This window comes from Rhodococcus sp. PAE-6, assembly GCF_025290685.1.
GTDB classification, from domain to species: Bacteria; Actinomycetota; Actinomycetes; order Mycobacteriales; family Mycobacteriaceae; genus Rhodococcus; species Rhodococcus pyridinivorans.
On the sequence record NZ_JAOCLZ010000001.1, the window covers coordinates 254,233 to 280,461 of the forward strand.

Here is a 26,229-nt window from a genome sequence, read left to right on the forward strand (position 1 = left end):
TCCGGAATCGACTAGGCTCTGAAGTCATGTCGTCGTCCGAGGGTCGTGCGTGGGAGCAGGTGCTCAACCACTTGGAGCAGATGCTGGTCACGGGAGAACTCGGCCCGGGCCAGCGTCTGCCCCCGGAGCGCACGCTCGCCGCACAACTCGGCGTCGGCCGGTCCTCTGTTCGTGAGGCGCTGCGGGTGATGGAAGCCCTCGGTCTGCTCAGCACCCACACCGGATCCGGGCCGAACGCCGGCGCGATGATCGTCTCGCGACCCACCGGCGGGATGTCGATGCTCATGCGCCTGCAGGTCGCCGCGCAGAACTTCCCGGTCTCCGACATCGTCCGCACGCGCCTGGTGCTCGAGACGGAAGTGATGCAGACTCTGGCCGACCGGACCCCGGCACCGGAACTCATCCAGGCCGAGGAACTCTTGGACGCGATGGACGATCCGGAGTTGGCCGCACCCGAGTTCCTGGTTCTCGATGCCCAGTTCCACGTCGCGATGGCCGACGCGGCGGGCAACCTCGTCGTCGCGGCGATGATGGCCGGTCTGCGCGACTCCATCGAGAGCTACGTCCTCGCGGGCGCACCAAGTACCGACTGGCCCATGACCTGCGTGCGGCTGCGTCACGAGCACCGTGGTCTCGTCGACGCGGTCCGCGCCGGCGATGCCACGCTCGCCCGCAAGCGCATCGTCGAGCACATCCGCGGTTACTACACTCAGAGTTTCGGCGCCGACGCGTTCTGACGTCCGACTCGGGCGATGTCCACCGAAGGGTCTGTGACCGGTTCGGGGACGCGTGTGGATCGTCGGCGATCGACCAGCACCGCGAATACCACGATGAGCAGCAGCGACCACCCCCAGGTAGGGCGCATGTACTCGGCATACCGTCCCGCCTCCACCCATCTGCCCGAGTACCATTCGTCGGCACTGAGGAAGCCGTACACCGCCAGCCAGGCCGGCCAGTTCCGCATCACGGACTGTGGGAGGACCACGCTCATGAGCAACGGGAACAGGAGCATCGAGTAGTACATCTGCCCGAGCGAACCGAGCAGGAACGACGCGGTCATCAGCACGCCGGCACCGGTGACGACGAAGAACACCTCGTCGTGCCGGTGGTAGCGGCGGAGCAGATACATCGTGGCCGCGGCGAGGAACGCGAAACCGATGCGCAGCGCGAGGATCAGTGGTTCGGGCAGACCGTAGTAGGTGCCATTGCCGGTGATCGAACTGTTGAAGTAGTCGCGGGACTGCAACAGATACGGAACGGTGCGTTCGACGAACTGCCACGGATCCGCAGCCCACGGCCACGCCAATGCGGTGAGCCCGACCGGCACCAATGCGGCGGTCAGGAGAACCTTGCTCTGGCGGCGCAGCACGGGAAGCAACAGCAACGGCGCGAGAATCGGTTTGATCGCGAAGGTCACCCCGATCGCCGCGCCCGCCCAGAGGTCCCGCCGCGCCAGCAACAGCGTCAGGAACGCCACCTGGCCGAGCAGGATCACCCCGTGATGTTGGTGAACACCAGGGTGTTGATCACCGATTCGGACGCGAAGGCGACCGTCACCGCGATCGGGAACACCGTCGATCGCGCCGTGTACCCGAACATCCGCACGACGAGATACACGGCGACGAGGACGGCCGCCGCGTTGACCCCGATGAACGCCCATCGCGACAGTTCGTGTTCGAGGACCGCGAACGGTGCGATAAGCAGCGAACCCGACGGCGGGTAGAGGTAGTGCGGGTCGACGTGTTCGTACGTCGCTGTGTAGACCGGTTCACGGTTCCAGAAGGCGACGGCTGCGCGGTAGACGCCAGTGAAGTCGTCCGTGCGCGCACCGTCCACGGCGCGGATCACCGTGCGATGGACGACGAGCATCACGGCGACCGGCCAGAAGACACACTTCAGCAGAGCCTGCGGTGACCGCACGGTCGGCTGGACCCACCACGGCCCACCGTCCCGACCGCGATCCGAGCTCTCGCTCATCGCTGATAAACGTCGGGAATCCCGTCGCCGTCCTCGTCGACCCGCTCGGCTGCCGTGATCCTGCGGTAGGCACGGTTACGGGCGACGAGAACAGTCGAGGCCAGAGCGGCGCTGAGCAACGATCCGCACAGCACGGCCACCTTCACGTGATCGGCTGCGACGGTGCCCGCACCGTAAGCGAGGTCGCCGATGAGCAGGGACACCGTGAAGCCGATACCGCCGAGCAGGGACACACCCAGCACGTCCACCCAACTCAGCTCGTCGTCGAGATGTGCTCGGGTGAAGCGCGCCACCAGGTAGCTGACCCCGAAGATTCCGACGACCTTGCCGACGACCAGACCGGCGATCACCCCGGCGGAGATGGGATCGGTGAGGGCGTTCGCCAGGCCGGTGAATCCGCCGACGGTGACGCCGGCGGCGAAGAAGGCGAAGACCGGCACGGCAATTCCGGCGGACAGCGGCCGGATCCGGTGTTCGACGTGCTCGGCGACCGGAATCGTGCGGTCCCCCACCTGCCGGGCGACGGGAACCGCGAAGCCGAGCAGTACACCGGCGATGGTCGCGTGCACACCGGATTCGTGGACCAGCCACCAGGTCACTGCCGCCAACGGCACCAGGAGCCACCAGGCACCGAAGCCGCGTCGGAGCGCGATGCCGAACAGCGCCAACGGGATCAGCGCCCCACCCAGGTAGAGCAGGTTCACCTCGTCGGTGTAGAAGACCGCGATCACGGTCACGGCGAGCAGGTCGTCGACCACGGCGAGGGTGAGCAGGAACGTTCGCAGCGCCGACGGGAGATGACTACCGATGACGGCGAGAATCGCTACGGCGAACGCGATGTCGGTGGCCGTCGGGACCGCCCATCCGTTCAACGCGTCGGCGCCACCACGAAGATTGATGACGGCGAAGATCACGGCCGGGACGATCATGCCGCCCAGGGCGGCGGTCACCGGCATGGCGGCACGCCGCAGGTCCCGCAGACTGCCTTCGACGAATTCCCGTTTGAGCTCGACGCCGACGACGAAGAAGAACACGGCGAGCAGTCCGTCGGCCGCCCAGGTGCCCAGGGACAGGTCCAGGTGCCATGACGCCGGACCGATACGGGTCTCCCGCAGGGCGTGGTAGGAATCCGACCATCCGGTGTTCGCCCAGATCAATGCGGTGACGGCGCCGATGAGCAGCAAGACACCGCCGACGGTCTCCTTGCGGAGGATCTCCGTCACACGGCGTGTGTCCTGCCATGTTCCGCGAGAGAGGAAAGGGACTCCCGAGAAGATGTTCGGCATCACAGGTCCTCGGAATTCTCGACGGTACGCGGTACGCGAACGTGGACCGGCTGGGTCGGATGCACCCGATCCGCATGGGCGGCAGTATGTTCCGATCCTCGGAGTGGAATCGGATACCGAAAACTAGGGCATCCCTGCGATTTCGGTGTCGGACGCCGACACGCAGCAGGGAGGCCGATGCGACCTCCGGCGCTGCGGTGGGAATGCCTCGCGAGAGTGCCGCTCACTGCGCCGGCTGCAGAGCTCGGGCGCGACGGGTGGCGACGGGACAGACGGGTACAGACACGGGTCCTCCGGTTCGACGACGTAATTCCTTCTGCCGACCAGACTTCCCGGCGCACCGAGATCGACCATACCGCATCGGATCAGTTCGACGCGGTGCCCGTCACATTCTCCTCGGGAGCGACCCGAACGGCGACCATAGGTTCGTTCGTACCCGCATCCGGCGAGACGACGGTGGGATCGACGACGAGCACAGGCACATGAGAGTGCCCGATGAGGTACTCGGCGACGCTACCGAGCATCCGGGAGGACATGCCTCGTCCGCGGCGCCCCACGACGAGAACGTCGGCGTGATGTTCCTCGGCGAACCAACCCAGGCATCGACCGGCCGGGCCGGCGAGGACGGCATATCCCACCGAAATATCACCCATCGATTCGACGGCCTCCTCGAGTCGTCGTCGCACCGTGGCGAGAAGTTCGGAGTCCGGATCGCCGGCGTCGTCGTAGGAGATCACGACGACGAGTTCGAGCACTCCCCCGGACGGGCCGAACAGTCGTCGCGCCGCATCCAGCGCATGCTTGGCCTCGGTGGATCCGTCGTAGCCGACCATCACGCGGAGTCCTTCCTCATCGACCTCTCCGGCGTGCTGCCGGGCCACCGTCGTCACTTCGACGGACCGGGGAACACGCTCGATGCGCTCGAAGGCGATAGGGACGAACAACGGCCCGAGGATGACGGCGATGATCGTCCAGCGAGGGTCGTGGCCTCGCCGTGCCATCCACAGACCGGTCACGAGCCCGGACAGCACCCACACGACGAGGAAGGCGACGAAGACGGCCCAGTTCATGGCATACCCACAGGTGCGTGCGCCGAGAAGAGGTGTACCGCTGCGTTCATGTCCCCTCCGGGGTCGTCGAAGAAACCTGTTCCGCCGACCAGACTTCCCGGCACACCAGGGGAGACGATACCCGACCCGGCCGCGTGATCTCACCTGTTGTTCCGACAGGTCTGCGCGGAGGACGTCGCCGCGAGGTCGCCCCGTCAGCGTCGAGTCGGACCCCCGGCAGTATCCGCCCGATCACTGTCCTGCAACTGCCGGATGGCGTCGACCAGCGGCGCCAGGACGGGTTCGGTTGCGGCCTCGTCGAGCGCCTCCCGCAGGGCGGCGTTGTGGGTGGGCCGGGCCTCTTCGAGCAGGCGCCGGCCGGCGTCGGTGACGTCGGTGTAGATGCCGCGGCGATCGGTGGGACACAGATAGCGCGCGAGCAACCCACGATCCTCGAGCCGGGTGACCAGCCGCGTCGTCGCGCTCTGACTGAGGACCACAGCGTCGGCGACCTGGCGCATCTGCAGGTGCCCGCCCTCCCCGTCGTGCTGACGGTTGAGCACGTCCAGCAGCGAATATTCGCGCACGCTCAATTCGTGGCCGGACTGCAGAGCGCTCTCGATCCGGTTCTCGATTCGCCCGTGCAGGAGCGACAGCGCCGACCAACTGTTGGCCAACGCGGTCATCGACGGGTCCGTGGCGGTCATGGTGGGCTCCTGGGTCGGCTCGTACGAACAGGTGACGCGGACGGCATACCGACGTTGTCACATCGCTCACTATACCCGCGCTTGCAATTAGCCGGCGTCTGCAATTATTGTCTACGCCAGTAAAGCGCGTCTGCGTCTCTTCTCGATCGAAGGATCGTTCTCATGCCACTTGCCCTGCTGGCCCTGGCCATCGGCGCCTTCGGAATCGGCACCACCGAATTCGTGATCATGGGGTTGCTCCCCCAGGTCGGATCGGATCTCGGAGTGTCGATCCCCACCGCCGGTTATCTCGTCACCGGCTACGCCCTCGGCGTCATGATCGGCGCCCCGATCATGACGGCGCTCGGCACCAGGATCTCCCGTAAGAACATGTTGATGCTGCTCATGGGTTTGTTCGTCCTGGGCAATGCCGTCTCTGCCCTCGCGCCCACCTTCGCCGTCATGCTGATCGGCCGCGTCGTCGCCTCCCTCGCTCATGGAGCGTTCTTCGGCATCGGCTCGGTGGTCGCCGCGGAGCTGGTGGCACCGCAGAAGAAGGCCGCTGCCATCTCCCTGATGTTCACCGGACTGACGGTTGCCAATGTCGTCGGCGTCCCACTGGGTACCTTCGTCGGCCACACCGCGGGCTGGCGGGCGACGTTCCTGGTCGTCGCCGCGCTCGGCGTCGTCGGTCTCGTGGGCGTCACGAAGCTCGTCCCCGACGTACCCCGACCCGAGGGCGTCCGGCTGCGCCACGAGATCGCGGCGTTCAAGAACGTCCAGGTCGTGCTGGCCATGACCATGACCGTCCTCGGCTTCGGGGGCGTGTTCGCCGCGATCACCTACATCGCACCGATCCTGACCGATGTCGGCGGTTTCGCCGAGTCCTCCGTCCCCTGGCTGATGGCCGTGTTCGGAACCGGCATGGTGGTCGGCAACCTCGTCGGGGGACATTTCGCCGACCGCAATCTCATGCCGATGCTCTACACCGCCCTGGCCGGCCTGGCCGTGGTGCTCGGTCTGTTCACCTTCCTGGCCTCCGACAAAACCGTGTCCGTCGCGGCGGTCTTCCTGATCGGCGCTCTCGGTTTCGCGACCGTCCCGCCCCTGCAGAAGCACGTGCTCGACCATGCGCACGGCGCCCCGACCCTGGCGTCCGCCGCCAACATCGGTGCCTTCAATCTCGGCAACGCTCTGGCCGCCTGGCTCGGCGGCATGGTGATATCCGCCGGATTCGGGTACACGGCACCCAACGCCGTCGGGGCCGTCCTGGCCGCGTCCGCTCTGATCCCGGCGGTCCTGTCCCACCGACTACAGCGAAAGGACGATCACGCCAACGCAACTCGCCCATCCGCAGAACCCGACCTCCACAGCACCTCCCGTACTGCCGTCGACCCCGTCCGACTCTGATCCCGAACTACGCGAACACCCCCGAAGGAGCACCATCTCGTGACATCGTCCACGATCCCCACCGTCACCCTGAACAACGGCGTCGAGATCCCCCAGCTCGGCTTCGGCGTCTTCCAGATCCCCGAGGACGAGACCACTGCGGCCGTCAGTTCCGCACTCGAGACCGGCTACCGCCACATCGACACCGCCGCGATCTACGGCAACGAGGCCGGCGTCGGCCGCGCGCTGGCGGACTCCGGACTGTCCCGCGACGAGCTGTTCATCACGACGAAGGTGTGGAACTCCGATCAGGGCTACGACGCCACCCTCCGTGCCTTCGACACGAGCCTCGCCGCGCTCGGCCTCGATCGTCTCGACCTCTACCTGATCCACTGGCCGACCCCGGCCCGCGACCTCTATGCCGACACCTGGCGTGCCCTCGAACGCCTCGTCGAAGAAGGACGCCTCCGCGCCGCGGGCGTGTCGAACTTTCAGCCCGCCCACCTGCAGCGCCTGCTGGACGGCAGCTCGCTCGTCCCGACGATCAACCAGATCGAATTGCACCCCGGTCTGCAGCAGAGCGAACTGCGCGCCTTCCACGCCGAGCACGGCATCGCCACCGAGGCGTGGAGCCCGCTCGCCCAGGGCGCCGTGCTGGACGACGAGGCGATCACGTCGATCGCCGGACGCACCGGCAGGTCGCCGGCCCAGGTGGTGCTGCGCTGGCATCTGCAGCTCGGCAACGTCGTCATCCCCAAGTCCGTCACGCCGTCCCGGATCCGGGAGAACTTCGAGGTCTTCGACTTCGAGCTGACCGACGAGGACATGTCGACCATCGCCGGTGCCGATCGCGATCTGCGCACCGGGCCTCATCCGGACGAGTTCAACTGACGGACCTCGCGGCTCCGGGCGGATCCACCGCCCGGAGCCGGTAAGGCGCTCGAAGAGCTGCGTTCAGGTGTATTCGACGGTCATCCTATCGATGCTCCCGTCGAACGGGAACGGTGCACGGTCGAAGTAGTCGAGCGAGACCGGTGAACCCAGGCAGGTGCCGATGTCCAGGCAGTCGTTGGCCGTGAACAGCAATGGCGCACTGACCGGCACGACGGTCTCCCCCACCGACTGTCCGTCGACGGACATCCGGACGTTCAACGGACCACCGGGGCGTGCTTCGGCGTATTTGGTGATCACCTCGACGAGGTGGTGTCCGGGCGCGACGCGGGTCGCCGAGCGCATCTTCGTCCGCATCAGGATGAACAGGTTGTACTCGTAGCAGAGATAACCGTCGTCGGCGAAGCACGTCAGGCCACCACCGTTGGCGCCCAGCGCATATAGGACGCCGTGTGCCCGCTCCGGGAAGGTCACCTCGATGCAGACCCGGTTGTTCTTGTTTCCCAATGCGGGAGCGCAGAATTCGGGCATACGCGTGACGTCACCGGTGAAATCCCAGCTCGTGTACGGCGTGGTGATGCGTTGCTCGGGATGGATCGCCGCGACCCAGAGACCCCCACCGATGGGAAGAGCGTTGTTCTTGGCCGCTTCGATCGCGAAGATCTCCCGCATCTGGGCCAACTTCTCGGGGTATTGCTCGGCGAGGTCGCGGTTCTGCGTCCAGTCCTCGTCCAGGTTGTAGAGCTCCCAGGTGTCGTCGTCCGGGCTCCAATCGCGGATCCCGCCGGGCAGACCCGGCAACCACGGTGCGCGGGGTCCGAAGGCCGACGCCATCCATCCGTCGTGGTAGATCGCTCGGCTGCCCATGACCTCGAAGTACTGGGTGAGTTTGCCCGCCGGCGCGTCACGGTCCACGAACGTCCGGGCGAAACCGGCTCCGTCGATCGCATCCTGCGGAATCCCGTTGACGGTCCGCGGCGGTGTGATGCCCAGCAGCTCGTAGAAGGTAGGCACCAGGTCGTTGCAGTGCAGGAACTGGGTGCGAGGGGCGCGATCCGGCGTGATGCGCGCAGGCCACCGCACCACCATGGGATTGCGGGTTCCCCCTAGATGGGACGCGAGGAGCTTCATGCCCTTGTAGGGCGTGCTGCCCGCCCAGGCCCACCCTGCGTGATACATGTTGTCGGTCTTCGGCGAGCCGAGAACATCGAGTCCGCCGAGTTCGTCGAGGGCCGCGATGTGCTGGGCCGTGGTCGTGGGTATCCCGTTCTGCGCGAGCAGTTCGCTGATGGTGCCGTTCTGGCCCTCACCGGACGACCCGTTGTCGCCCCAGATGTAGAAGACCAGGGTGTTGTCGCGGTAGCCCAGCCGGTCGAGTTCGTCGAACAATCGCCCCACCTGCACGTCGCAGTGTTCGGCGTATCCGGCCGCGACCTCAATGAGGCGTCGCTGGAAGGGCTTCTCGTCGTCGGGGATGTCGTCCCAGGCCGTCATGGTGGGGTGCCGCTCGGTGAGTTCGGCATCCGGTGGGATCCAGCCCTTCTCCTTGGCCCGCTCGAACACGCGCTCGCGATAGGCGTCCCATCCGTCGTCGAACTTGCCCGCATACCGGTCGGCCCACGGCTTCATGATGTGGTGCGGCCCGTGCAGGCACCCGCTGGCCCAGTACATGAAGAACGGCCGGGACGGATCGAGTGCCTTGTGGCGGCGCAACCAGCCGATCGCGTCGTCGGCGAGGTCCTCACTGAGGTGGTAGCCCTCCTCGGGACTCTTCGGGGGCAGGACGACGGTGGTGTTGCGGACGAGATTCGGCTCGTACTGCGACGCCTCGCCGGCGAGGAAACCGTAGAAGTAGTCGAAACCGACTCCGGTGGGCCAGTTGTCGAAGGGACCCGCTGCGGTGGTCTCCTCCGCAGGGGTGTTGTGCCACTTGCCGAAAGCCGCTGTGGTGTAACCGTAGTGGCGCAGTACCTCGGCTCCGGTGGCGCTCGATTTCGGGATGTGCCCGGAATATCCGTCCCAGTCGTTGGCGAGTTCGGCGATCTGCCCGTTTCCGACGCGGTGATGATTGCGTCCGGTCAACAACGATGCGCGGGTGGGCGAGCACATCGCCGTGGTGTGGAAGCGGTTGTAGCTGATGCCTTCGTCGAGCAGGCGGTCGAGCGTGGGGGTGTTCACCTCACCGCCGAATGCACTCGGCAGACCGGGACCCGCGTCGTCGATGAGGACGACGAGGATGTTCGGGGCGTCGTCGGGAAGGCGACGGTGCTGTGCGCGTGGGCTGTAGACCGATTCCTGCATGGTCCGTCCTGCGATGCTTCCTGACGGCACCGGTGGGAACGGCAGAGTTTCTCCGCCCGGGATCGGATCCGGACGCAGATCCTGGCTCATGGTGGATTCCTCTTTTCACCCCATCCGTTCCCAGTACACCACCGGTATCGGGCCGCACACACCCCTGATCAGGGTGAAACCTGCCCTGTTACGGGCGAATGATGCAGCGGAATCCGATATGGCACGTCGCGGTCTCCTCGGTGTCACCCTGGCGGGCCGCGGGTCGGTACCGCAGGCAGTAGTTCGGGGCGCACAGATGCGATCCGCCCTTGATGACACGGCGCGGATACGCTTCGCGCGGATCGTGTTCGGCCTTGTCGACGCGGGGATTCGTCGGGATGCAGCACGACGACGCCGGCGCGACGTTCTTGCCGCTCGAAGCATGGTTCGCGGTGAAGTAGTCGGCGGTCCACTCCCACACGTTGCCCGCCATGTCGTGGAGGCCGTATCCGTTCGGCCGGAAGTGTCCGACCGGTGAGGTTCCGGCGAATCCGTCCGTTTCGAGGTTCTGCCACGGGAATTCGCCCTGCCAGACGTTCCCGCCGGGGCGGCCCTTCGGTTCGTGCTCGTCGCCCCACGTGAAAGCCTTGCGGTCGAGTCCGCCGCGGGCGGCGAACTCCCATTCCGCCTCGGTCGGCAGTTCCTTGCCGGCCCACTCGGCGTAGGCGCGGGCATCGAACCACGACACGTGGGTGACGGGATGGCGTTCCCGCCCGCCGACGGTGCTCCCCGTCCCTTCGGGATGACGCCAGTTCGCGCCCGGGACGAACGACCACCACCTCGTGTAGTCATCGAGCGGTACCGGCCCCGGAGGCGGCGTGAACACGAGCGAGCCGGGCGCGAGCAGGGACGGATCGGCGCCGGGATAATCGGCGGGGTCGGGCGCGACCTCCGCGGTGGTGACGTATCCGGTGTCCTTCACGAAGCGCCGGAACTCGGCGACGGTCACCGGGTGCGTGTCCATCCAGAACCCGTCGACCGTCACCTGGTGGACCGGTCGCTCCTCCGGATAGAAATCCTCCGACCCCATCCAGAACATGCCTCCGGCGATGAGAGTCATGTTCTGTGTCGCAGCACGCGTCATGACGTCAGCCTCGCACGGCCCGGGTCGGGGCGCGAGGGACGCACCGACGCGACGAGACCGCGCATTCACCGGTCCCGTCCCTGCCCCGTACCGCAGACTCGGGATATGCCCTCCACGACGACGGAACTGTCCCCGATGCTGGCGACCCTCGGTCCGCCGCCGACAGGGAACTGGGCGTTCGAGATGAAATGGGACGGCCAGCGCACCCTCGCCACGGTGACCGACGGACAGTGCCGGCTGACCAGCCGCACCGGGAACGACATCACCCGGAGCTTCCCCGAACTCCCCCACCTGCTCACCACCGCGACGGGCGGCCGGGACTGCATCGTCGACGGCGAGATCGTCACCCTCGATTCCGAGGGTCGGCCGTCCTTCGCCCGGTTGCAGCGCCGCATGCACGTCCACCGTCCCACCGAGGAGCTACGCGCCGAGCTACCGGTGCTGATCTACCTGTTCGACGTCCTCGCTCTCGACGGACAGTCCACGACGGAGTTGTCCTATCGGCAGCGCCGGGCCGTCCTCGACGATCTGATCGTCCCCGGACCTCGGGTTCAGCTGTCGCCCTACTGGACCGATGTCGACGCACCGACCATGCTCACGGTCGCGCGCGAACACGGCCTCGAAGGGATCGTCGCCAAGGACCCGGACGCACCGTATCTACCCGGGACCCGCAGCGACGGCTGGATCAAGACGCCGCTGCGTCGGAACACCGAGGTGGTCGTCGTCGGGTGGCTCCCCGGATCCGGCAAGGCTGCCGGCGGCATCGGTTCACTGCTGCTCGGCGCGCACGACGACGAGGAACGGTTGGTGTTCATCGGCCGGGTCGGGACGGGATTCACCGCCGCGACCCGACGTGAGTTGCGATCGCAGCTGCGTCCCTTGGAACGACCGACGACCCCACTGGCGGTTGCGCCGCCGGCACGGGAGACCCACGGCGCCCACTGGGTGGAGCCCATCCTCGTCGGAGAGGTCGAGTACCGGGAGTACGCGGGTGGAAGCCTCCGGCATCCGAGCTGGCGAGGACTACGCACCGACAAGACGGTGCCGGAGGTCGATCTCCCGGGCCGACACTGACCGTCCGGTTACCGTGAGGCGCATGGACGTCCGTCGCAGTGTCGCCGATGCCCGAGTGGCCCGCCTCGCCACCGCCGACGGGTCCGGCGAGCCACACCTCGTCCCCATCGTGTTCGCCATCGACGGCGACGTGATCCACACCTGCGTCGACGACAAGCCGAAATCCACCCGGCGCCTCCGTCGACTCGCCGACATCGCCGAGAACCCGCGGGTGTGCGTGCTCGTCGACCACTACAGCGACGACTGGTCGCAGCTGTGGTGGGTCCGCATCGACGGCATCGCCACGGTCCACGACGCCGATACGCCCGAAGGAACTGCGGGCATCGACGCTCTCGTCCGCAAATACTCGCAGTACCAGGCGAAACGACCACCCGGACCGGTGATCACCATCGACAGGCTGCGCTGGCGGTCCTGGTCGGCGTGAGCAACTACCGGTCCAGCGTGAGCATCGCCTCGGCGATCTCGTCGACCGCCGCAACGGGGACCGCGGTGCCGGCATCGTCCAGGACGAGCAACCGCGCTCCCAGGATCTCGCGTGCGATGGCTTCTCCGTTGCCGACGGGGAAGAACGGATCCCGGCGACCGTGCACGACGAGGGTCGGGACGTCGACCTGGAGCAAGCGTTCCCGCCAGCGGGGCGTGCAATCGAGTCCGGCGAAGACCGTTCCGAGCTGATTCGCGGCCTGGACCGACGGTTCGTCGTTCGGGGTGCGGTCCCAGATGCGCCCGGCAACCACGCGCGCGGCGTCCGGATCGTTGCCGAGGACCGCGGCGCCGGTAGCCGCGAACTCCGCCACGGCCGTGCGATCGGCCCAGTCGGGCATCGGGAGCGCGAACACCCGCTTCATCGTCGCCGCGTCGTGATCGGGAAGGTCGGGATCGCACGGGCCCGGTGCTACCGGACGTGTCCCGACCAAAGTCAGTGCCCGGAATGCGTCGGGATAGTCGAGCACGGCGACTTGGGCGACCATGCCGCCGACGCCGATACCCGCGAGATGCGCCGGCCTGCCATCGAGCGCGTCGACGAGGGCTGCCGCATCGTCGGCGAGGTCGCGCAGGGTGTAGCCGGGCGCGTCCGGGTCCTTCGTCGTCGACTCCCCACAATCCCGCAGGTCGTATCGCACGACACGACGCCCACCCGCGGCGAGCCGTGTGCACAGTTCGTCGGGCCACGAGAGCATCGTCGTGCCGCCGACGAGCAGGACGAGTGGTGCGTCATCGTCGCCGAAGAACTCGACGCCGAGGTCGACCCCGTTGGCGCTGATGGTGGTCATGACTCGCTCGAGCTTCCGGTGTGCAAGGTCGAGTCCTCGTAGCGGGTGCCGTCGAGCCGCGGTCGATGTCCCATGGTCTCGTCTCCTTCTCGATCGGGTTCCGTCTTGTCCGAATTTGCGTGAACGAAGTCCACGACAGTGGCCACTAGTGGTGGCGTTGAAAGGACAGACCGGAGCAACTCCTCGATCTCATCGGTCCGGCCGTCGAGGTCTACAGAACCGACCGGCCATATGGCATCGCGTATCGACCTCGAGTCGACTCGAGGTGCTGTCCGCACACCGACACTCCTGGAGGAACCGTGATCGCTCTCGGACCACAACTCATCGGCCCCACCGAGAAGACTCTCAACGCTCTGCTCCACGACACCACCTACGCACCGGACACTGCGGAGGTCGTCGATTCCCTGATCGCTCGGGGCCTGATCCGCTACGACCGGCTCAGCGAATCCGGACGAGAAACCGTGGCAAGGATCGAACATCGCATCGAGGAGCTGACGTCCGGTATCTGGGAGGCCGTCTATCCGGCCGACCGTGTCGCCGCGGAACGTGCGCTGAACACTGTGCTCGACCGTGCCCGAGCGGTCCTTGTGAGTCGGTAGTTGTCAGCGCATCAGTCCTGTCGATTGCCGCGAGCGAGGCACCTTCTCGACGAGTTTGCAGGACGGCTCGTCGACGTCGAGAGCCACGATCGAGATCGTCCTGGGTGTGCTGTTGTCGGTCGTCGGTGTCCGGCAATGGTTCACCTCCTCCGCTCGAGCGTCGGGCCCTTCGAGGGTGCCTTCCACCTTGGCACGCCCGCACTACCCGCAGGGCAGATACCAGGGCGCGGCAGCGGTCAGTTCACATGGGCGCGCAGCACATCCACCACCCGCCGGACCGCCGGTGCCGGGTTGTCGCGGCGCCACGCGAGCGCGATCGGCAGCACCGGACTGTTCCGCAGCGGGACGTATCGCACGCCCGTCACGGTGATGTCGGTGGTCGACGCGACGACGACCGCTACCCCCACCCCGGCTCCGACGAGGGCCAGCAGGCTGTAGGGATCCGGCGCCTCCCGGGCGATCACCGGGGTGAATCCGGCGGAGTGACACACCGTGAAGGTCATCTCCCGCACGCTCGACCCGTGGGCGGCGGGATACACGACGAACCGCTCGCCGGTCAGATCGGCGGCATCGAGTTCCTCCCGCGCCGCCAGCCGATGGTCGGCCGGCAGCGCGACCATGAGCGATTCCTGCCGCACCGTCTCGGTGGCGACGTCCCGGGGCACCGGGAGGCCGACGATCCCCATGTCGAGCAGTCCTTGCGAGACGAGATTGAGCACTTCCCCCGTGTAGGTCTGCGGACGCAGATCCAGCTCGATGCCGGGACAACGCTCCTCGAGCAGCCGGGTCAGCTGCGAGATCACCGTGTATCCGCTCGCGCCGCCGAACCCGACGCTCACCACCCCGGTGACACCCGAGGCCGTCGACCGCACGACGGTCCGGGCGATCTCGATCTGCGCGGCGATCACGCGTGCGGGTCCGAGCAGCGATTCACCGGCCGCGGTGAGTTGCACCGAGCGGGTGGTGCGGGCGAACAGCTCGGCGCCGAGTTCGCGTTCGAGCGCGCGGATCGTCTGACTGAGCGGCGACTGGGCGATGTGCAGTCGCTCCGCTGCGCGTCCGAAGTGCAACTCCTCGGCCACCGCCAGGAAGGCCTGCAGTTGCCGAAGTTCCATGCCGGCCTCAATTTTGTCGGTTGATCTACACAATCGTGCTCGATTAGGTCTTGGACTTTACACGGTTGCGCCGGTGATAGTGATCCACGACTCATTCATCCGCGGACCGAGTCCGCTCGACGCCTTCGGAAGTGCAGCGTGAATACTTCGTCAGAGCACACCGCGCCCCCGCCGCCACGCCCGATGCACGACACCCGGGCAGCACGACGCGCCGGTGTCACCGCCTTCGTCGGCACCACCATCGAATGGTTCGACTTCTACATCTACGGCACCGCGTCCGCCCTCGTGCTCGGGGCGCTGTTCTTCCCCGACGCCTCCCCCGCCGTCGGCACGCTCGCCGCCTTCGCGACCTTCGCGGTCGGTTTCATCGCCCGCCCTCTCGGCGGGATCATCTTCGGCCACTTCGGTGACCGCTTCGGCCGCAAGAACGCGGTCATCATCACCCTCGCGCTCATGGGCGCCGGCACCGTCGGCGTGGGCCTGCTGCCCACCTACGACCAGATCGGAATCTGGGCGCCTATCCTCCTCGTCGCCCTGCGAGTGCTGCAAGGCATCGCGATGGGCGGCGAATGGGGCGGAGCAGTCCTCATCGCCACCGAGTTCGCCCCACCCGGCAAGAAGGTTCTCTACGGTGCCTTCGCCCAGCAGGGTTCGCCGGTGGGCAATCTCCTTGCCACTCTTTCCTTCCTCGGACTCACCGCGATGTCCGATGCCACCTTCGAAGACTGGGGCTGGCGCATTCCGTTCCTCGCATCCGCCGCGCTGGTGATCGTCGCCCTCTACATCCGCGTGCGGATCCAGGAAACGCCGGAGATGCGCGTGGCCGCCGCTGCACAGGAACGCACGAAACTACCGTTGGTCGAAGTCCTGCGTTCACACCCGGCGGCGCTGCTCCTCGGTGTCGGTGCCGTGGTGGCGGGCGTGGCGATCACCTACGTCAAGACGACCTTCGCCCTCGCCTGGGCCACCACCGACCTTGGGTTCACCCGATCGGACTTCCTGCTCGTGATCACCCTCGCACTGGTCGCGCAGGTGCTCGTCCAACCCTTCGGTGCGGTTCTCGCCACCAGGATCGACGCGCGACGCGCCGTGCTGTGGATGCTCGGACCCGAGCTCGTCGTCCTGCCGCTGATGTTCGTGCTGATCCGCACCGGCTCGCTCACCTGGGCGATCATCGGCATGGTGCTCGCCACCGCGCCGCACGCGATGTACTACTCGGCGCTGGCCGGCATCCTCGCGCAGGTCTTCCCCACGCACGTGCGCTACACCGGCATCTCGTTGTCGTATCAGATCTCGACGGCGATCTTCGCCGGCACCGCCCCGATGGCGAGCCAGTTCCTTCTCGAGCGCACCGACTCGATCCGGCCGGTCGTCGGCCTCGGGATCGGGTACGTGCTGCTCTCCCTGGTCTGCATGACCGCCTTGCTCAAACGCTCACCGACCACCACCGAGCCCGACGAACCACGCGTTGCACCCGCACGGACGACGGCCGACGCCTCCTGACACGAACGGACGACCATGAACTACGCCCATACCGACCCGGCCCTGCATGCGGTACTCGACCGCTGGATCTCCGACGCCGACCGGCCGCTGACCGAGCGTCTCCTCGAGCGTCTGGGTGCCGACGCCGCCGACCGTCTCGACGCGCTTGCGGCCACCGCGAACGCCCATCCGCCGGTGCTGCACCGGTACGACCCCGACGGCGAGCGCATCGACCGCATCGAGTACCACCCCGCCTATCTCGAACTGTGCCGCGCCGCCTACAGCGAATACGGTCTCTCGGCACTGTCGCACCGCCCGATCCACGGTTGGACGGACACGCCCCCGCATCTCGTCAAGTACCTCGCGTCATATCTGTTCGTGCAGGCCGAGTTCGGCCTCGCCTGCCCGGTGTCGATGACCGATGCCGCCGCGCGCACCCTGCGGATGTTCGGCGACCCCGAGGTGTTCGGCCCGTGGATCGACGGCCTGACCTCCACCGATCCGGCCACCGCTCTGACGGGGGCGATGTTCATGACCGAGACCCAGGCGGGCACCGATATCGCGAAAACCGAGACCCGCGCCGAATTCGACGGCAACGCATGGCGCTTGACCGGACGCAAGTGGTTCGCCTCCAACCCGGACGCCGATGTCGTGATCACCCTCGCCCGGTTCCCCGGCGGCGACGAGAACTCGACCCGCGGCGTCGGAATGTTCATGCTGCCCAAGCAACTTCCCGACGGGAGTCGGAACTCGTACACGATCGATCGTCTCAAGGACAAGCTCGGCACGCGATCGATGCCCAGCGGCGAGGTCACCCTGCACGGGGCGTACGCGCTGCAGGTCGGCGACCTCGACCGTGGATTCCGGCAGATGACGGAGATGCTGAACACCTCCCGCCTGTCGAACGCGATGCGCTCGAGCGCCCTGATCCGGCGCGCCGTGCGCGACGCCGTCGCTCACACAAGGGATCGGGTGGTCTTCGGGAAGTCCCTGTTCGACCAGCCGCTCATGCGCGCCACCCTGCTGCCGCTGCTGCTCGACGCCGAGGCCGCTCTCGCGCTCGTCGCTTACAGCGGTGCGACCCTCGATCGCGCCGACCACGGTGACGCGCAGGCCCGCAGTGTCGTCCGGATCCTCACGCCCGTCGCCAAGCACTACATCTGCAAGCGCGCCCGCACCGTCACCGGTGAGGCGATGGAGATCCGGGGTGGCAGCGGCTACATCGAGGACCGGGTGTTCGCCCGCCTCGTCCGCGACTCGCTTCTCGGATCGATCTGGGAGGGTTCGAGCAACGTCATCGCGCTCGACGTACTGCGGTCCATGCGCAAGAGCGGCGCGCACCGGGTCCTCGCCGACGCGCAGCGCACCCTGCTCGACGCGGCGCATCCGGAATGCGCCCCGGCGGTCGCGGCACTGCGGGAACGCTGGAATGCACTCGAGGCGCGCGGCGAGGACCTGCTCGCCGGCGACGACACGCACGCGCAGACCCGCTGCGCGATCTACACCGACGATCTAGCACGGACGGTGATGGCGACCCTGCTCGTGGACTTGGCGTCGCACCGCATCGAGCGCGGTCTCGGCCACCGGTCGCTGCTCGTCGCCCACGCCTACCTGGACGGCCTGGCCGGTGAGCCGAATGCCGTCGCTCTCGACCACCTCGCCGCGATCACCGACGGCACCGACGTCGACCCGTCCGTCGCGGCCGCCGCGGCCGCCGCGGCCGCCGCCGATGCGGCACCGACTGCACTGACAGGAGCCCGCTCATGAGCACGAATCCCACCGGCCCCGCCCCGCTCGCCGGCGTCAAGGTCCTCGACCTGTCGAAAATCCTCGCCGGACCGTACGCGACCATGTCGTTCGCCGACCTCGGCGCCGATGTCACCAAGGTCGAGCACCCCGACGGTGGCGACCCCACCCGGGTGTGGGGGCCGCCCTTCGTCGGCGACGACGCCACCTATTACCTCGCGGTCAACCGCGGCAAGAAGTCGGTGACCATCGACCTCAAGTCCGAGGAAGGGCAGCGGATCGTGCACCGGATGCTCGCCGACGCCGACGTCGTGGTCGAGAACTTCAAGCCGGGCAGCGGTCTGCAGAAGATCTTCGACTACCGCGCACTGTCCGAGCAGTATCCGCACCTGATCGTGCTGCACATCTCGGCCTTCGGTGACGAGGGCCCGCTGGCCGACCAGCCCGGTTACGACATGGTCGCCCAGGCCGCAGGCGGTCTGATGTCGCTGACCGGGGAACCGAATGGCGCGCCGATGAAGGCCGGCTACGCGATGGGCGATCTCGGTGCGGCCCTGTTCGGGGTCATCGGGGTGCTCGCCGCGCTGGTCGAACGCGCTCGCACCGGTCGCGGCCAGTACGTCACCACGTCGTTGCTCGAATGCCAGCTGGCGATGCACGTCAACTGGGCCACGAACTACTTCGCCACCCGGGAGCGCCCGCACGCCCTGGGCTCCGCGCACCCCAATCTCGCGCCCTACCAGGCGTATCCGGCGAACGACGGTTATTTCGTCATCGCGGTCGGGAACGACGGATTGTGGGAGAAGCTGTGCACGGCACTGGAAAGACCGGAACTTGCGACCGATGTGCGGTTCCTCCGCAATCGTGATCGCATCGAGCATCGCAGCGAACTCGACGAGATCCTCACCGCGGCGTTCGCGACCGGGACGGTGCAGCACTGGTGCCGCATCCTGGAAGACCACGGCGTGCCGGTCTCCCCCATCCGGCATCTCGACGAGATCTACAGCGACCCGCACACCGCCGCGATCGGCATGGTCGGCACCGTCGACCATGCGTCCGGGCCTCTCGAACAGATCGCGTTCCCGGTCAATTTCGGAGGGGTACGACCGCCGCTGCGGTCGGCGCCGCCGCTGCACGGGGAACACACCGACGAGATCCTCGCGGGATATCAGGAGGTCTCCGTTCCGTCCTAGCGACGAACGTCTCGAATATCGCTGACCTACGGCCGTTTCCGATCGATCGGGAACGGCCGTAGGCCTGTTGGCCAGGGACGGCGATGGCGGCATCCCACTGCGGTGTTGCCGGGGTCACGCAGTGCGGCAGCACTTCTGAGGTCGACGCGTCCGGATTTCTCCGCGATACGCGGGGGTAACGTCCGCGAAACAAGAGCCGCGCATGATCGGCATCGATTGCACGACCGCCGACTCGCACGAAAGAACGATACATGCAGCTGACTCCCGCCGACACCGAGAAACTCCTTCTGGCCGTCGCCGGCATGGTGGCGCGCGACCGGCGGGACCGCGGCGTCCGACTGAACTATCCCGAAGCCGTTGCCCTGTTGTCCACCTGGGTGATCGAACGGGCACGCGAAGGCGCCGATGTCGCCGACCTCATGGTGAAGGGCCGCGAGGTCCTCGCCCGCGACGAGGTCATGGGCGGTGTCGCCGAGATGTTGACCGACGTGCAGGTCGAGGCCACTTTCCCGGACGGACGCAAGCTCGTCACGATCCACCACCCGATCTCCTGAAAGGAGCCCGACATGGCATCCGGACCGACTTCGGGACCCGGAGCGATTCGCGTCGCCGAGGGCTCCCTCACCCTCAACGCGGATCGCTCCGACGACGAGCGCATCACCCTTGTCTTCCTCAACACCGGTGACCGTCCCATCCAGATCGGATCGCACATCCACCTGCCGGACGCGAACGCGGCCCTCGAGTTCGACCGCGAACGCGCGCAGGGCTTCCGCCTGGACATCCCGTCGGGGACCTCGCAGCGATTCGAACCCGGCAGCAGCCGCGAACTGGACGCCGTCGCCCTGCGCGGGCGACGCGTCGTACCCGGCATCCAGGTGCGGAAGCAGGAGGACTGAGAACGTGGAGATCACACGCGCCGAGTACGCGGCACTGTACGGACCGACGGTGGGCGACCAGGTACGTCTGGGTGACACCGACCTGTGGATCCACATCGAGGAGGACCGCACCTTCGGTGGTGAGGAAGCCGTCTTCGGTGGCGGCAAGTCCATCCGCGAATCGATGGCCCAAGGCGTGACGACCTGGGCCGAGGGTGCTCCCGACACCGTCATCACGAACGTGATCGTGCTGGACTGGTGGGGCATCGTGCGCGCCGACGTGGGCATCCGCGACGGTCGCATCGTCGCCCTCGGCCGCGCCGGGAACCCGGACATCGCCGACGGCGTGCACCCGAAGCTTCAGATCGGCCCGTCCACCGACGTCATCTCCGGTGAAGGTCGCATCCTTACCGCGGGCGCCTTCGACTCGCACGTGCACCTGCTGTCGCCGTCGCAGATCGTCGAGGCGCTCGCCACCGGCATCACCACCATCGCCGGCGGCGGAACCGGCCCGTCCGAGGGATCGAAGGCCACCACCGTCACGCCGGGTCCGTGGCATCTGATGCAGATGCACCGCGCGCTCGACGTGCTGCCGGTGAACGTGCTGTTGCTCGGCAAGGGCAACACCGTCTCCGCTGAGGGGCTGCGCGAGCAGGCCCTCTCCGGTGCCGCCGGGTACAAGGTGCACGAGGACTGGGGCTCCACTCCCGCCGCGATCGATGCGGCGCTGCGCGCGGCCGACGAGCACGGACTGCAGGTCGCGCTGCACTCGGACTCACTGAACGAGGCAGGCTTCGTGGAGAGCACGCTCGCCGCGATCGGTGGCCGCTCGATCCACGCCTTCCACGTCGAAGGCGCCGGAGGTGGGCACGCCCCGGACATCCTGAGCATCGCCGGATTGCCGCACATCATCCCGGGCTCGACCAACCCGACGTTGCCGCACACCATCAACACCGTCGACGAGCACCTCGACATGCTGATGGTCTGCCATCACCTCAACCCCGCCGTCCCGGAGGACCTCGCGTTCGCCGAGTCCCGGATCCGGGCCACCACCATCGCGGCCGAGGACATCCTGCACGACATGGGCGCGCTGTCGATCACCTCGTCCGACGCCCAGGCGATGGGTCGCATCGGTGAGGTCGTCACCCGCACCTGGCAGGTCGCGCACGTGATGAAGAATCGGCGCGGGGCGCTCGACGGCGGCATGCCCGCCGACAACGAACGGGCCCGCCGCTACATCGCGAAGTACACGATCAACCCTGCGATCGCGCATGGTGTCGACCACGAACTCGGTTCGATCGAGGTCGACAAGATGGCCGATCTGGTGCTGTGGGATCCGAAGTTCTTCGGTATCCGGCCGTCGCTGGTCATCAAGGGCGGATCGATCGCCTGGGCCGCACTCGGCGACCCCAACGCATCCATCCCGACACCGCAGCCGGTGCTGCAGCGACCAGCGTTCGGCGATGCGCTCGCCCCGCACACATCGGTGTCGTTCGTCTCCCCCGCCGCCCTCGACGACGGTCTGGAAGAACGACTCGGGTTGCGCCGCAGACTGTTACCACTGCGGCCGACCCGGCACATCGGCAAGGCCGACATGAAGCAGAACGACGTGTTGCCGCGCATCGAGATCCGTCCCGACACCTTCGACATCGACATCGACGGCGAGCGGGTCGTTCCGGCGCCGGCCACCGAACTGCCGCTCGCGCAGCTGTATTCGATGTTCTGATGTTGCCCGACACTCTGTCCCCCACCACAGTGCTGCTCCTCCTCGCAGACGGGCGCGCGCCGGTCGGCGGGAACGTCAACTCGGGCGGGCTCGAACCGGCGCTCCAGGGTGGGATGTCGCCGACCGAGGTGCGTCGCTTCCTCGTCGCGCGGTTGCGCACCTCGGCGGCAGTCGAGGCCGGCGTCGCCGTGGTCACCCGGCACGCCGTGGACTCCGATGCCGGAACCGCCCCGACGCTCCGGATCGACGAGATCGAGGACCACTGGGCGGCGCGCACTCCGGGCCCGGCCCAGCGCGACGCGTCCCGGTTGCTGGCCCGCGGTTACCTGCGACTGGCCCGGAACCTGTGGCCCTCCACCGTTCTCGACGACCTCGACGCCCGGACCCCGCGACCGTCGCGGGGACTGGTCGTCGGGGCCATCGCGGCGCTCGCGCGCATCCCGGCGATCGACACCGCCCGACTGGTGTTGTACGAGGAGGCGCAGGCGATCGTCGCGGCCTTCCTCAAACTGCACCCCACCGACCCGGCCACCGGTTCGCGATGGGCGCTCGAGGCCTGCGCTCATCTCGAACCGCTCATCGCCGAGCTGTCCGCTCTCACCGATCCGGCGGACATCCCGGCCACCGGTGGTCCCCAGACCGAATTGTGGGCCGAAGCCCACGCATCCGCTCCAGAAAGGCTGTTCCGTGCCTGAACACATCACCACCCGTTCGCTCCGTCTCGGCGTCGCCGGTCCCGTCGGCACGGGCAAGAGCTCGCTGATCGCGACCATCTGCCGCACCCTCGCGTCCGAGCTGCAGCTCGGCGTGATCACCAACGACATCTACACCGACGAGGACGCCCGTTTCCTCCGCTCGGCGGGCGTGCTCGACCCCGAGCGCATCCGCGCGGTGGAGACCGGTGCGTGCCCGCACACCGCGATCCGCGACGACGTGACCATGAACCTGCTGGCCGTCGAGGATCTCGAACGTGACTTCGCGCCGCTCGACGTCGTCCTGGTGGAGAGCGGCGGCGACAACCTCACCGCGACCTTCTCCCCCGCGCTCGTCGACGCGCAGATCTTCGTGCTCGATGTCGCCGGTGGTGGCGACGTCGCCCGCAAGGGCGGTCCGGGCATCAGCCGCGCCGACCTGCTCGTGGTGAACAAGACCGATCTGTCCCCCTATGTGGGTGTCGACGTGCCGCAGATGGTCGCCGACGCCGAGAAGGCCCGTGAGGGCGGACCGGTGCTGGCTCTGTCCCGGACCGACGCCGCATCCGTGCAGGCACTCGGTGACTGGGTGCGCGCGATGCTGGCAGCCCACCGCGCCGGGTCGCACACCCCTGTCGATCCCGGTCCGATGGCTCCGCACTTCCACGCCGACGAGGACGGCGACCACGATCACGGCCATGGGCACGGTCACGGTCACAGCCACGATCACGCCGTCGCACACACGCACGACTGATCATGTCCCGCACCATGATCCGAATCCACCGCGCGCCGGGCCGGGCACGCCTGGCCCTGCGGGCGGGCATTCTCGTCCCCCGCACGGTCGAGGTCGGTCCGGACCATGCGCGTGTCGCTCTCGTCGCCGCCGGCGCGTTGTTGCTCGGTGGTGACTCGGTGACCGTCGACGTCCACGTCGACGCCGGGTGCACGCTCGAACTGCAGGACATCGGTGGCACCGTCGCCTACGACGCCGACAACCGGCTGTCCCGGTGGGACGTGCGGATCACCGTCGCCGAGGGCGGCACCCTTGTCTGGGACACCTACCCGTTCGTGATCGCCACCGGTGCCCGCGTGTACCGCGACACCCGGATCGAACTCGCCTCCGACGCCGCCGCGAGCATGCGGGAGACCCTCGTCCTCGGACGCCACGGAGAAACCGGAGGTGCGATCCGCAGCCGTACCTCGGTCACTCTCGATCGTCGTCCCCTCTTCGTCGAGGAGTTGTACGCCCACGGAGCGTTCCCCGAACCCGGGATCCTCGGTTCCGCGCGGGTGCACGACGTCATCGCGACCTACGGACGACGCATCGAGGGCGACGGTGTCGTCCAGCTCGAAGGGCCCGGCAGCCTGCTGCGGTTCCTCGGCGCCGACGCCCACTCCTCGCCGCTCGAGTCGACCTGGCGCTCCTGGCGCTCCACACACGTTCACCCGTCCACCCTCGAAGGGAGTCTCACCCATGCACGTCCCTGACCATTTCCTCCCCATGAGCGCCACCGCGCCCGCCGCGGCGATCGCCACCGGTGCGGTCGTCCTCGCCGCCACCGCCGGGCGGCCGCGCATCACGATCCGGGACACCCTTCTCGCCGGAACGACCGCAGGGATGATCTTCGGCGCTCAGATGGTCAACTACCCCATTGCCGGCGGCATCAGCGGCCATCTCATCGGCGGCGCTCTCGCGACCGCGCTCCTCGGGCCCCGGCTCGCGCTTCTCGCGATGACCGCGGTCGTCGGTGTGCAGGCATTGCTGTTCGGGGACGGCGGGATCAACGCCCTCGGGGTGAACGTGCTGCTGATGGCGGTGCTGCCCGTCCTCGTCACCGCCGGTGTCCGCACGGGCGCCGAGCGACTCGGCCTCGGGAAGCTCACGCGGACCACCGCGATTGTCAGCGCCGGTCTGTCCGTGCCGGTGAGCGCCGCGGTTCTCGGAGTCGCGTACTCGGCGACCACCGGAACCGGCGCCGCAGCAGCATTGATCGGCGATCTGATCGCGGTCCACCTGGCCATCGGTCTCGGTGAAGCCCTCATCACGGCTGCCGTGCTGAGCGCCGTGATGGCGTTCGCGCCCGGCGTCGCCGCGTGGGACGCACGGTCCTCCGTCACTCCTGTTGTCGTTCGACGGGGTCTCGCCGCGATCGGCGGCCTGGGCGTGGTCAGCGCCTGTGCGCTGGCTCTGGTTGCGTCCGGCAGCCCGGACGGTCTCGAGCACATCGTCGGTGCCTATTCGCTGCCGGTCGGTGACGCCGCCTTCGCCGGCCTTCCCGGCCTCGCCGACTACGGCACGCTCAGCGGCACCGAATTCCTCGCGGCACTGGCCGGTCTCGCCACCACCGCGGTGATCGGCGCCGCCCTCGCCACGATGGGCCGCCGCACGCCGGTCCGTCAGAGCGCGTAACGGTCCTCTCGGAACCCTTCGAGCGGTGCGGTCGCTGATGCGGCCGCACCGTTCGGCGTTCCACGACCGCCACGTCCGTTGATCGTCTGCAGCGCCGTGACCTGGCGTTTCCACCGCCGATCAGGAATCTCGGAGATTTTTCGATTCGGTGGGAACCTTTCCGCCTCCCGGTCCCTCTTACCTGTGTCAGTCACCGAGACACCGAAAGAGGCACCGACCATGGCTACCAACTCCTTCCCCGGCAGCAGCTCCTCGAACGCCGACCGTGCCGCATCGCAGTCCACCGCAAGCGACCGCGCGGACTCGTCGTACGGCTCGCAGTCCTCCTACGACGGCAACTCCTCCTACGGTTCGTCCTCGGCCGACCAGTCGGGATCGACGAGCTACGAGTCCTACGAGCGTTACGAGCGGTACGACAGCTCCGGCTCCTCGAGCTCGGACTCGTCCTACGGCTCGGCGAGCAATTCGGGTGCGTCGAGCTCCGCCGGATCGGCCTCCTCGGCTTCCGATCGCGCCGCCGCGGAGAACGCCGAGTCCACCTCGACCGTGACCTCCGGATCCGCCTCCACCGAGCCGGTCGTGCTCGACGAGTACACCCTTGGTGACGGCACCCGCGTTGCCGACGTCGACATGGACGGCGACGGTCAGGTCGATCTGTCGCTGGTGGACTACGACGGCGACGGCCGGACCGACGCGCAGATCAGCGACTCCGACGGCGATGGCAACGCCGACCTGATCGAGTTCGACCGCGACGGCGACGGCTACATCGACGCCGCCGCCGGTGATCTCGACGGTGACGGCCGGCTCGATCTGGCCGTCTTCGACGAGGACGGTGACGGCGAGGTCGATGTGGTGGTGGACCTGCACTCCGGAGCGGTGGACTACGACGGCGACGGCATCGCCGACGACTACGTCGACGTCTCGGCCTTCGACAACGGTTCCGAGTCGACCGACGCCGGTTCCGATCTGGTCTGAGGCCCACTCCGACCGGTCCGAGACGAAGGGCAAGCAGGTGATGTCACCGCAGATGCGTGAGCGGATCGACGAACTGATCGCGGCGGCGGACGTCGCGGCGGACGGGCCCGAGCGCGCCGCCGCGACCGCACGACTCGCCGATCTGGGAGTCGAACGTCTGGCCGTCGCGCCCGGGACACGGTTCGATCCGAGCCGTCACCGTGCAGTGGCGGTGACGCCGGCAGCGGCACCGGCGGAGGAGAACCTGGTCGTCGCGATGATCCGGCCCGGCTGGTGTCACGAGGGGCAGATCCTGCGCTATGTCGAGGTGCGGGTGCAGGTTCCGCCGGCGCAGTGCCCCACTCCGGGGGCGTCGTGACACCCGCCACCGGGCGA

Annotated in this window: 25 protein-coding genes and 1 pseudogene; 18 read left to right on the top strand and 8 right to left on the bottom strand. The window is 67.7% G+C overall.

Annotated elements, in window-relative coordinates:
- Positions 1-26: 26 nt before the first annotated feature.
- Positions 27-737, top strand: coding sequence for a FadR/GntR family transcriptional regulator (locus NVV99_RS01160; protein WP_006552060.1), 711 nt, complete (start codon positions 27-29; stop codon positions 735-737).
- On the opposite strand, the pseudogene NVV99_RS01165 reads toward NVV99_RS01160, so the two are convergent.
- The 4 genes and pseudogenes from NVV99_RS01165 to NVV99_RS01180 form a co-directional block, all read right to left on the bottom strand.
- Positions 710-1,977: pseudogene (locus tag NVV99_RS01165) on the bottom strand (glycosyltransferase family 87 protein). The gene NVV99_RS01160 and the pseudogene NVV99_RS01165 overlap by 28 nt on opposite strands.
- On the bottom strand, positions 1,974-3,200 hold the full coding sequence (gene nhaA / locus NVV99_RS01170; RefSeq protein ID WP_041803345.1) for a Na+/H+ antiporter NhaA: 1,227 nt from the start codon (positions 3,198-3,200) through the stop codon (positions 1,974-1,976). Before nhaA ends, NVV99_RS01165 begins: the two are co-directional and overlap by 4 nt.
- A 428-nt stretch (positions 3,201-3,628) precedes the next feature.
- A complete protein-coding gene (locus tag NVV99_RS01175; RefSeq protein WP_024100944.1) occupies positions 3,629-4,333 on the bottom strand; it encodes a universal stress protein in 705 nt (234 codons plus the stop codon).
- A gap of 194 nt (positions 4,334-4,527) precedes the next feature.
- Positions 4,528-5,019: a MarR family winged helix-turn-helix transcriptional regulator gene (locus NVV99_RS01180; RefSeq protein ID WP_006552056.1), complete on the bottom strand. Its 492-nt coding sequence runs from the start codon at positions 5,017-5,019 to the stop codon at positions 4,528-4,530.
- Between the two features lie 162 nt (positions 5,020-5,181).
- Between NVV99_RS01180 and NVV99_RS01185 the strand changes: the two genes are divergently transcribed.
- The gene (locus NVV99_RS01185; protein ID WP_024100943.1) at positions 5,182-6,408 is read left to right on the top strand and encodes an MFS transporter; all 1,227 of its coding nucleotides are present in this window, start codon (positions 5,182-5,184) and stop codon (positions 6,406-6,408) included.
- Between the two features lie 39 nt (positions 6,409-6,447).
- Entirely contained in the window at positions 6,448-7,278 is an 831-nt protein-coding gene (locus tag NVV99_RS01190) for an aldo/keto reductase (RefSeq protein WP_024100942.1), read from the top strand.
- A gap of 63 nt (positions 7,279-7,341) precedes the next feature.
- Here the strand turns inward: NVV99_RS01190 and NVV99_RS01195 are convergent, their stop codons facing one another.
- Entirely contained in the window at positions 7,342-9,669 is a 2,328-nt protein-coding gene (locus NVV99_RS01195) for an arylsulfatase (protein ID WP_260782742.1), read from the bottom strand.
- 88 nt (positions 9,670-9,757) lie between these two features.
- A complete protein-coding gene (locus NVV99_RS01200; protein ID WP_024100940.1) occupies positions 9,758-10,693 on the bottom strand; it encodes a formylglycine-generating enzyme family protein in 936 nt (311 codons plus the stop codon).
- A gap of 105 nt (positions 10,694-10,798) precedes the next feature.
- On the opposite strand from NVV99_RS01200, the gene ligD reads away from it, so the two are divergent.
- Together ligD and NVV99_RS01210 are read left to right on the top strand one after the other, a co-directional pair.
- Positions 10,799-11,767, top strand: a complete 969-nt coding sequence (ligD, locus tag NVV99_RS01205; protein ID WP_024100939.1) for a non-homologous end-joining DNA ligase — start codon at positions 10,799-10,801, stop codon at positions 11,765-11,767.
- A gap of 22 nt (positions 11,768-11,789) precedes the next feature.
- Positions 11,790-12,191 carry a TIGR03668 family PPOX class F420-dependent oxidoreductase gene (locus tag NVV99_RS01210; protein WP_024100938.1) on the top strand — a complete coding sequence of 134 codons (402 nt, stop codon included), beginning with the start codon at positions 11,790-11,792 and terminating at the stop codon, positions 12,189-12,191.
- 4 nt (positions 12,192-12,195) lie between these two features.
- Here NVV99_RS01210 and NVV99_RS01215 read toward each other — a convergent pair whose 3' ends face one another.
- A complete protein-coding gene (locus tag NVV99_RS01215; RefSeq protein WP_260782743.1) occupies positions 12,196-13,041 on the bottom strand; it encodes an alpha/beta fold hydrolase in 846 nt (281 codons plus the stop codon).
- A gap of 299 nt (positions 13,042-13,340) precedes the next feature.
- Here NVV99_RS01215 and NVV99_RS01220 point away from each other — a divergent pair, with 299 nt between their 5' ends.
- Positions 13,341-13,640: a hypothetical protein gene (locus NVV99_RS01220; RefSeq protein WP_006552048.1), complete on the top strand. Its 300-nt coding sequence runs from the start codon at positions 13,341-13,343 to the stop codon at positions 13,638-13,640.
- 236 nt (positions 13,641-13,876) lie between these two features.
- On the opposite strand, the gene NVV99_RS01225 is transcribed toward NVV99_RS01220, so the two are convergent.
- Positions 13,877-14,755 carry a LysR family transcriptional regulator gene (locus tag NVV99_RS01225; protein ID WP_024100936.1) on the bottom strand — a complete coding sequence of 293 codons (879 nt, stop codon included), beginning with the start codon at positions 14,753-14,755 and terminating at the stop codon, positions 13,877-13,879.
- A gap of 183 nt (positions 14,756-14,938) precedes the next feature.
- Between NVV99_RS01225 and NVV99_RS01230 the strand changes: the two genes are divergently transcribed.
- The 12 genes from NVV99_RS01230 (at position 14,939) to grpE (ending at position 26,212) form a co-directional block, all read left to right on the top strand.
- On the top strand, positions 14,939-16,258 hold the full coding sequence (locus NVV99_RS01230) for an MFS transporter (protein ID WP_024100935.1): 1,320 nt from the start codon (positions 14,939-14,941) through the stop codon (positions 16,256-16,258).
- Positions 16,259-16,273: 15 nt separating this feature from the next.
- Complete coding sequence (locus NVV99_RS01235; protein ID WP_024100934.1) at positions 16,274-18,004, top strand: acyl-CoA dehydrogenase family protein; 1,731 nt, start codon at positions 16,274-16,276, stop codon at positions 18,002-18,004.
- Positions 18,001-19,176, top strand: a complete 1,176-nt coding sequence (locus tag NVV99_RS01240; RefSeq protein WP_024100933.1) for a CaiB/BaiF CoA-transferase family protein — start codon at positions 18,001-18,003, stop codon at positions 19,174-19,176. The genes NVV99_RS01235 and NVV99_RS01240 overlap by 4 nt, the downstream gene beginning before the upstream one ends.
- A gap of 251 nt (positions 19,177-19,427) precedes the next feature.
- Positions 19,428-19,730: an urease subunit gamma gene (locus NVV99_RS01245; RefSeq protein ID WP_006552043.1), complete on the top strand. Its 303-nt coding sequence runs from the start codon at positions 19,428-19,430 to the stop codon at positions 19,728-19,730.
- A 12-nt stretch (positions 19,731-19,742) separates the two neighbouring features.
- Positions 19,743-20,072, top strand: a complete 330-nt coding sequence (gene ureB / locus NVV99_RS01250; RefSeq protein ID WP_024100932.1) for an urease subunit beta — start codon at positions 19,743-19,745, stop codon at positions 20,070-20,072.
- Between the two features lie 4 nt (positions 20,073-20,076).
- Positions 20,077-21,777 (top strand): urease subunit alpha, encoded by a 1,701-nt coding sequence (locus NVV99_RS01255; protein WP_024100931.1) that lies wholly within the window; start codon positions 20,077-20,079, stop codon positions 21,775-21,777.
- Positions 21,777-22,472 (top strand): urease accessory protein UreF, encoded by a 696-nt coding sequence (locus NVV99_RS01260; RefSeq protein WP_041803344.1) that lies wholly within the window; start codon positions 21,777-21,779, stop codon positions 22,470-22,472. Before NVV99_RS01255 ends, NVV99_RS01260 begins: the two co-directional genes overlap by 1 nt.
- A complete protein-coding gene (ureG, locus tag NVV99_RS01265; RefSeq protein ID WP_024100929.1) occupies positions 22,465-23,223 on the top strand; it encodes an urease accessory protein UreG in 759 nt (252 codons plus the stop codon). The genes NVV99_RS01260 and ureG overlap by 8 nt, the downstream gene beginning before the upstream one ends.
- A 2-nt stretch (positions 23,224-23,225) precedes the next feature.
- Positions 23,226-23,957, top strand: a complete 732-nt coding sequence (locus tag NVV99_RS01270; protein ID WP_024100928.1) for an urease accessory protein UreD — start codon at positions 23,226-23,228, stop codon at positions 23,955-23,957.
- Entirely contained in the window at positions 23,944-24,879 is a 936-nt protein-coding gene (locus NVV99_RS01275; protein ID WP_024100927.1) for an energy-coupling factor ABC transporter permease, read from the top strand. The genes NVV99_RS01270 and NVV99_RS01275 overlap by 14 nt, the downstream gene beginning before the upstream one ends.
- A 219-nt stretch (positions 24,880-25,098) precedes the next feature.
- The gene (locus NVV99_RS01280) at positions 25,099-25,854 is read left to right on the top strand and encodes a VCBS repeat-containing protein (protein WP_024100926.1); all 756 of its coding nucleotides are present in this window, start codon (positions 25,099-25,101) and stop codon (positions 25,852-25,854) included.
- 52 nt (positions 25,855-25,906) lie between these two features.
- Positions 25,907-26,212, top strand: a complete 306-nt coding sequence (gene grpE, locus NVV99_RS01285; protein ID WP_242411720.1) for a nucleotide exchange factor GrpE — start codon at positions 25,907-25,909, stop codon at positions 26,210-26,212.
- Positions 26,213-26,229 lie beyond the last annotated feature (17 nt).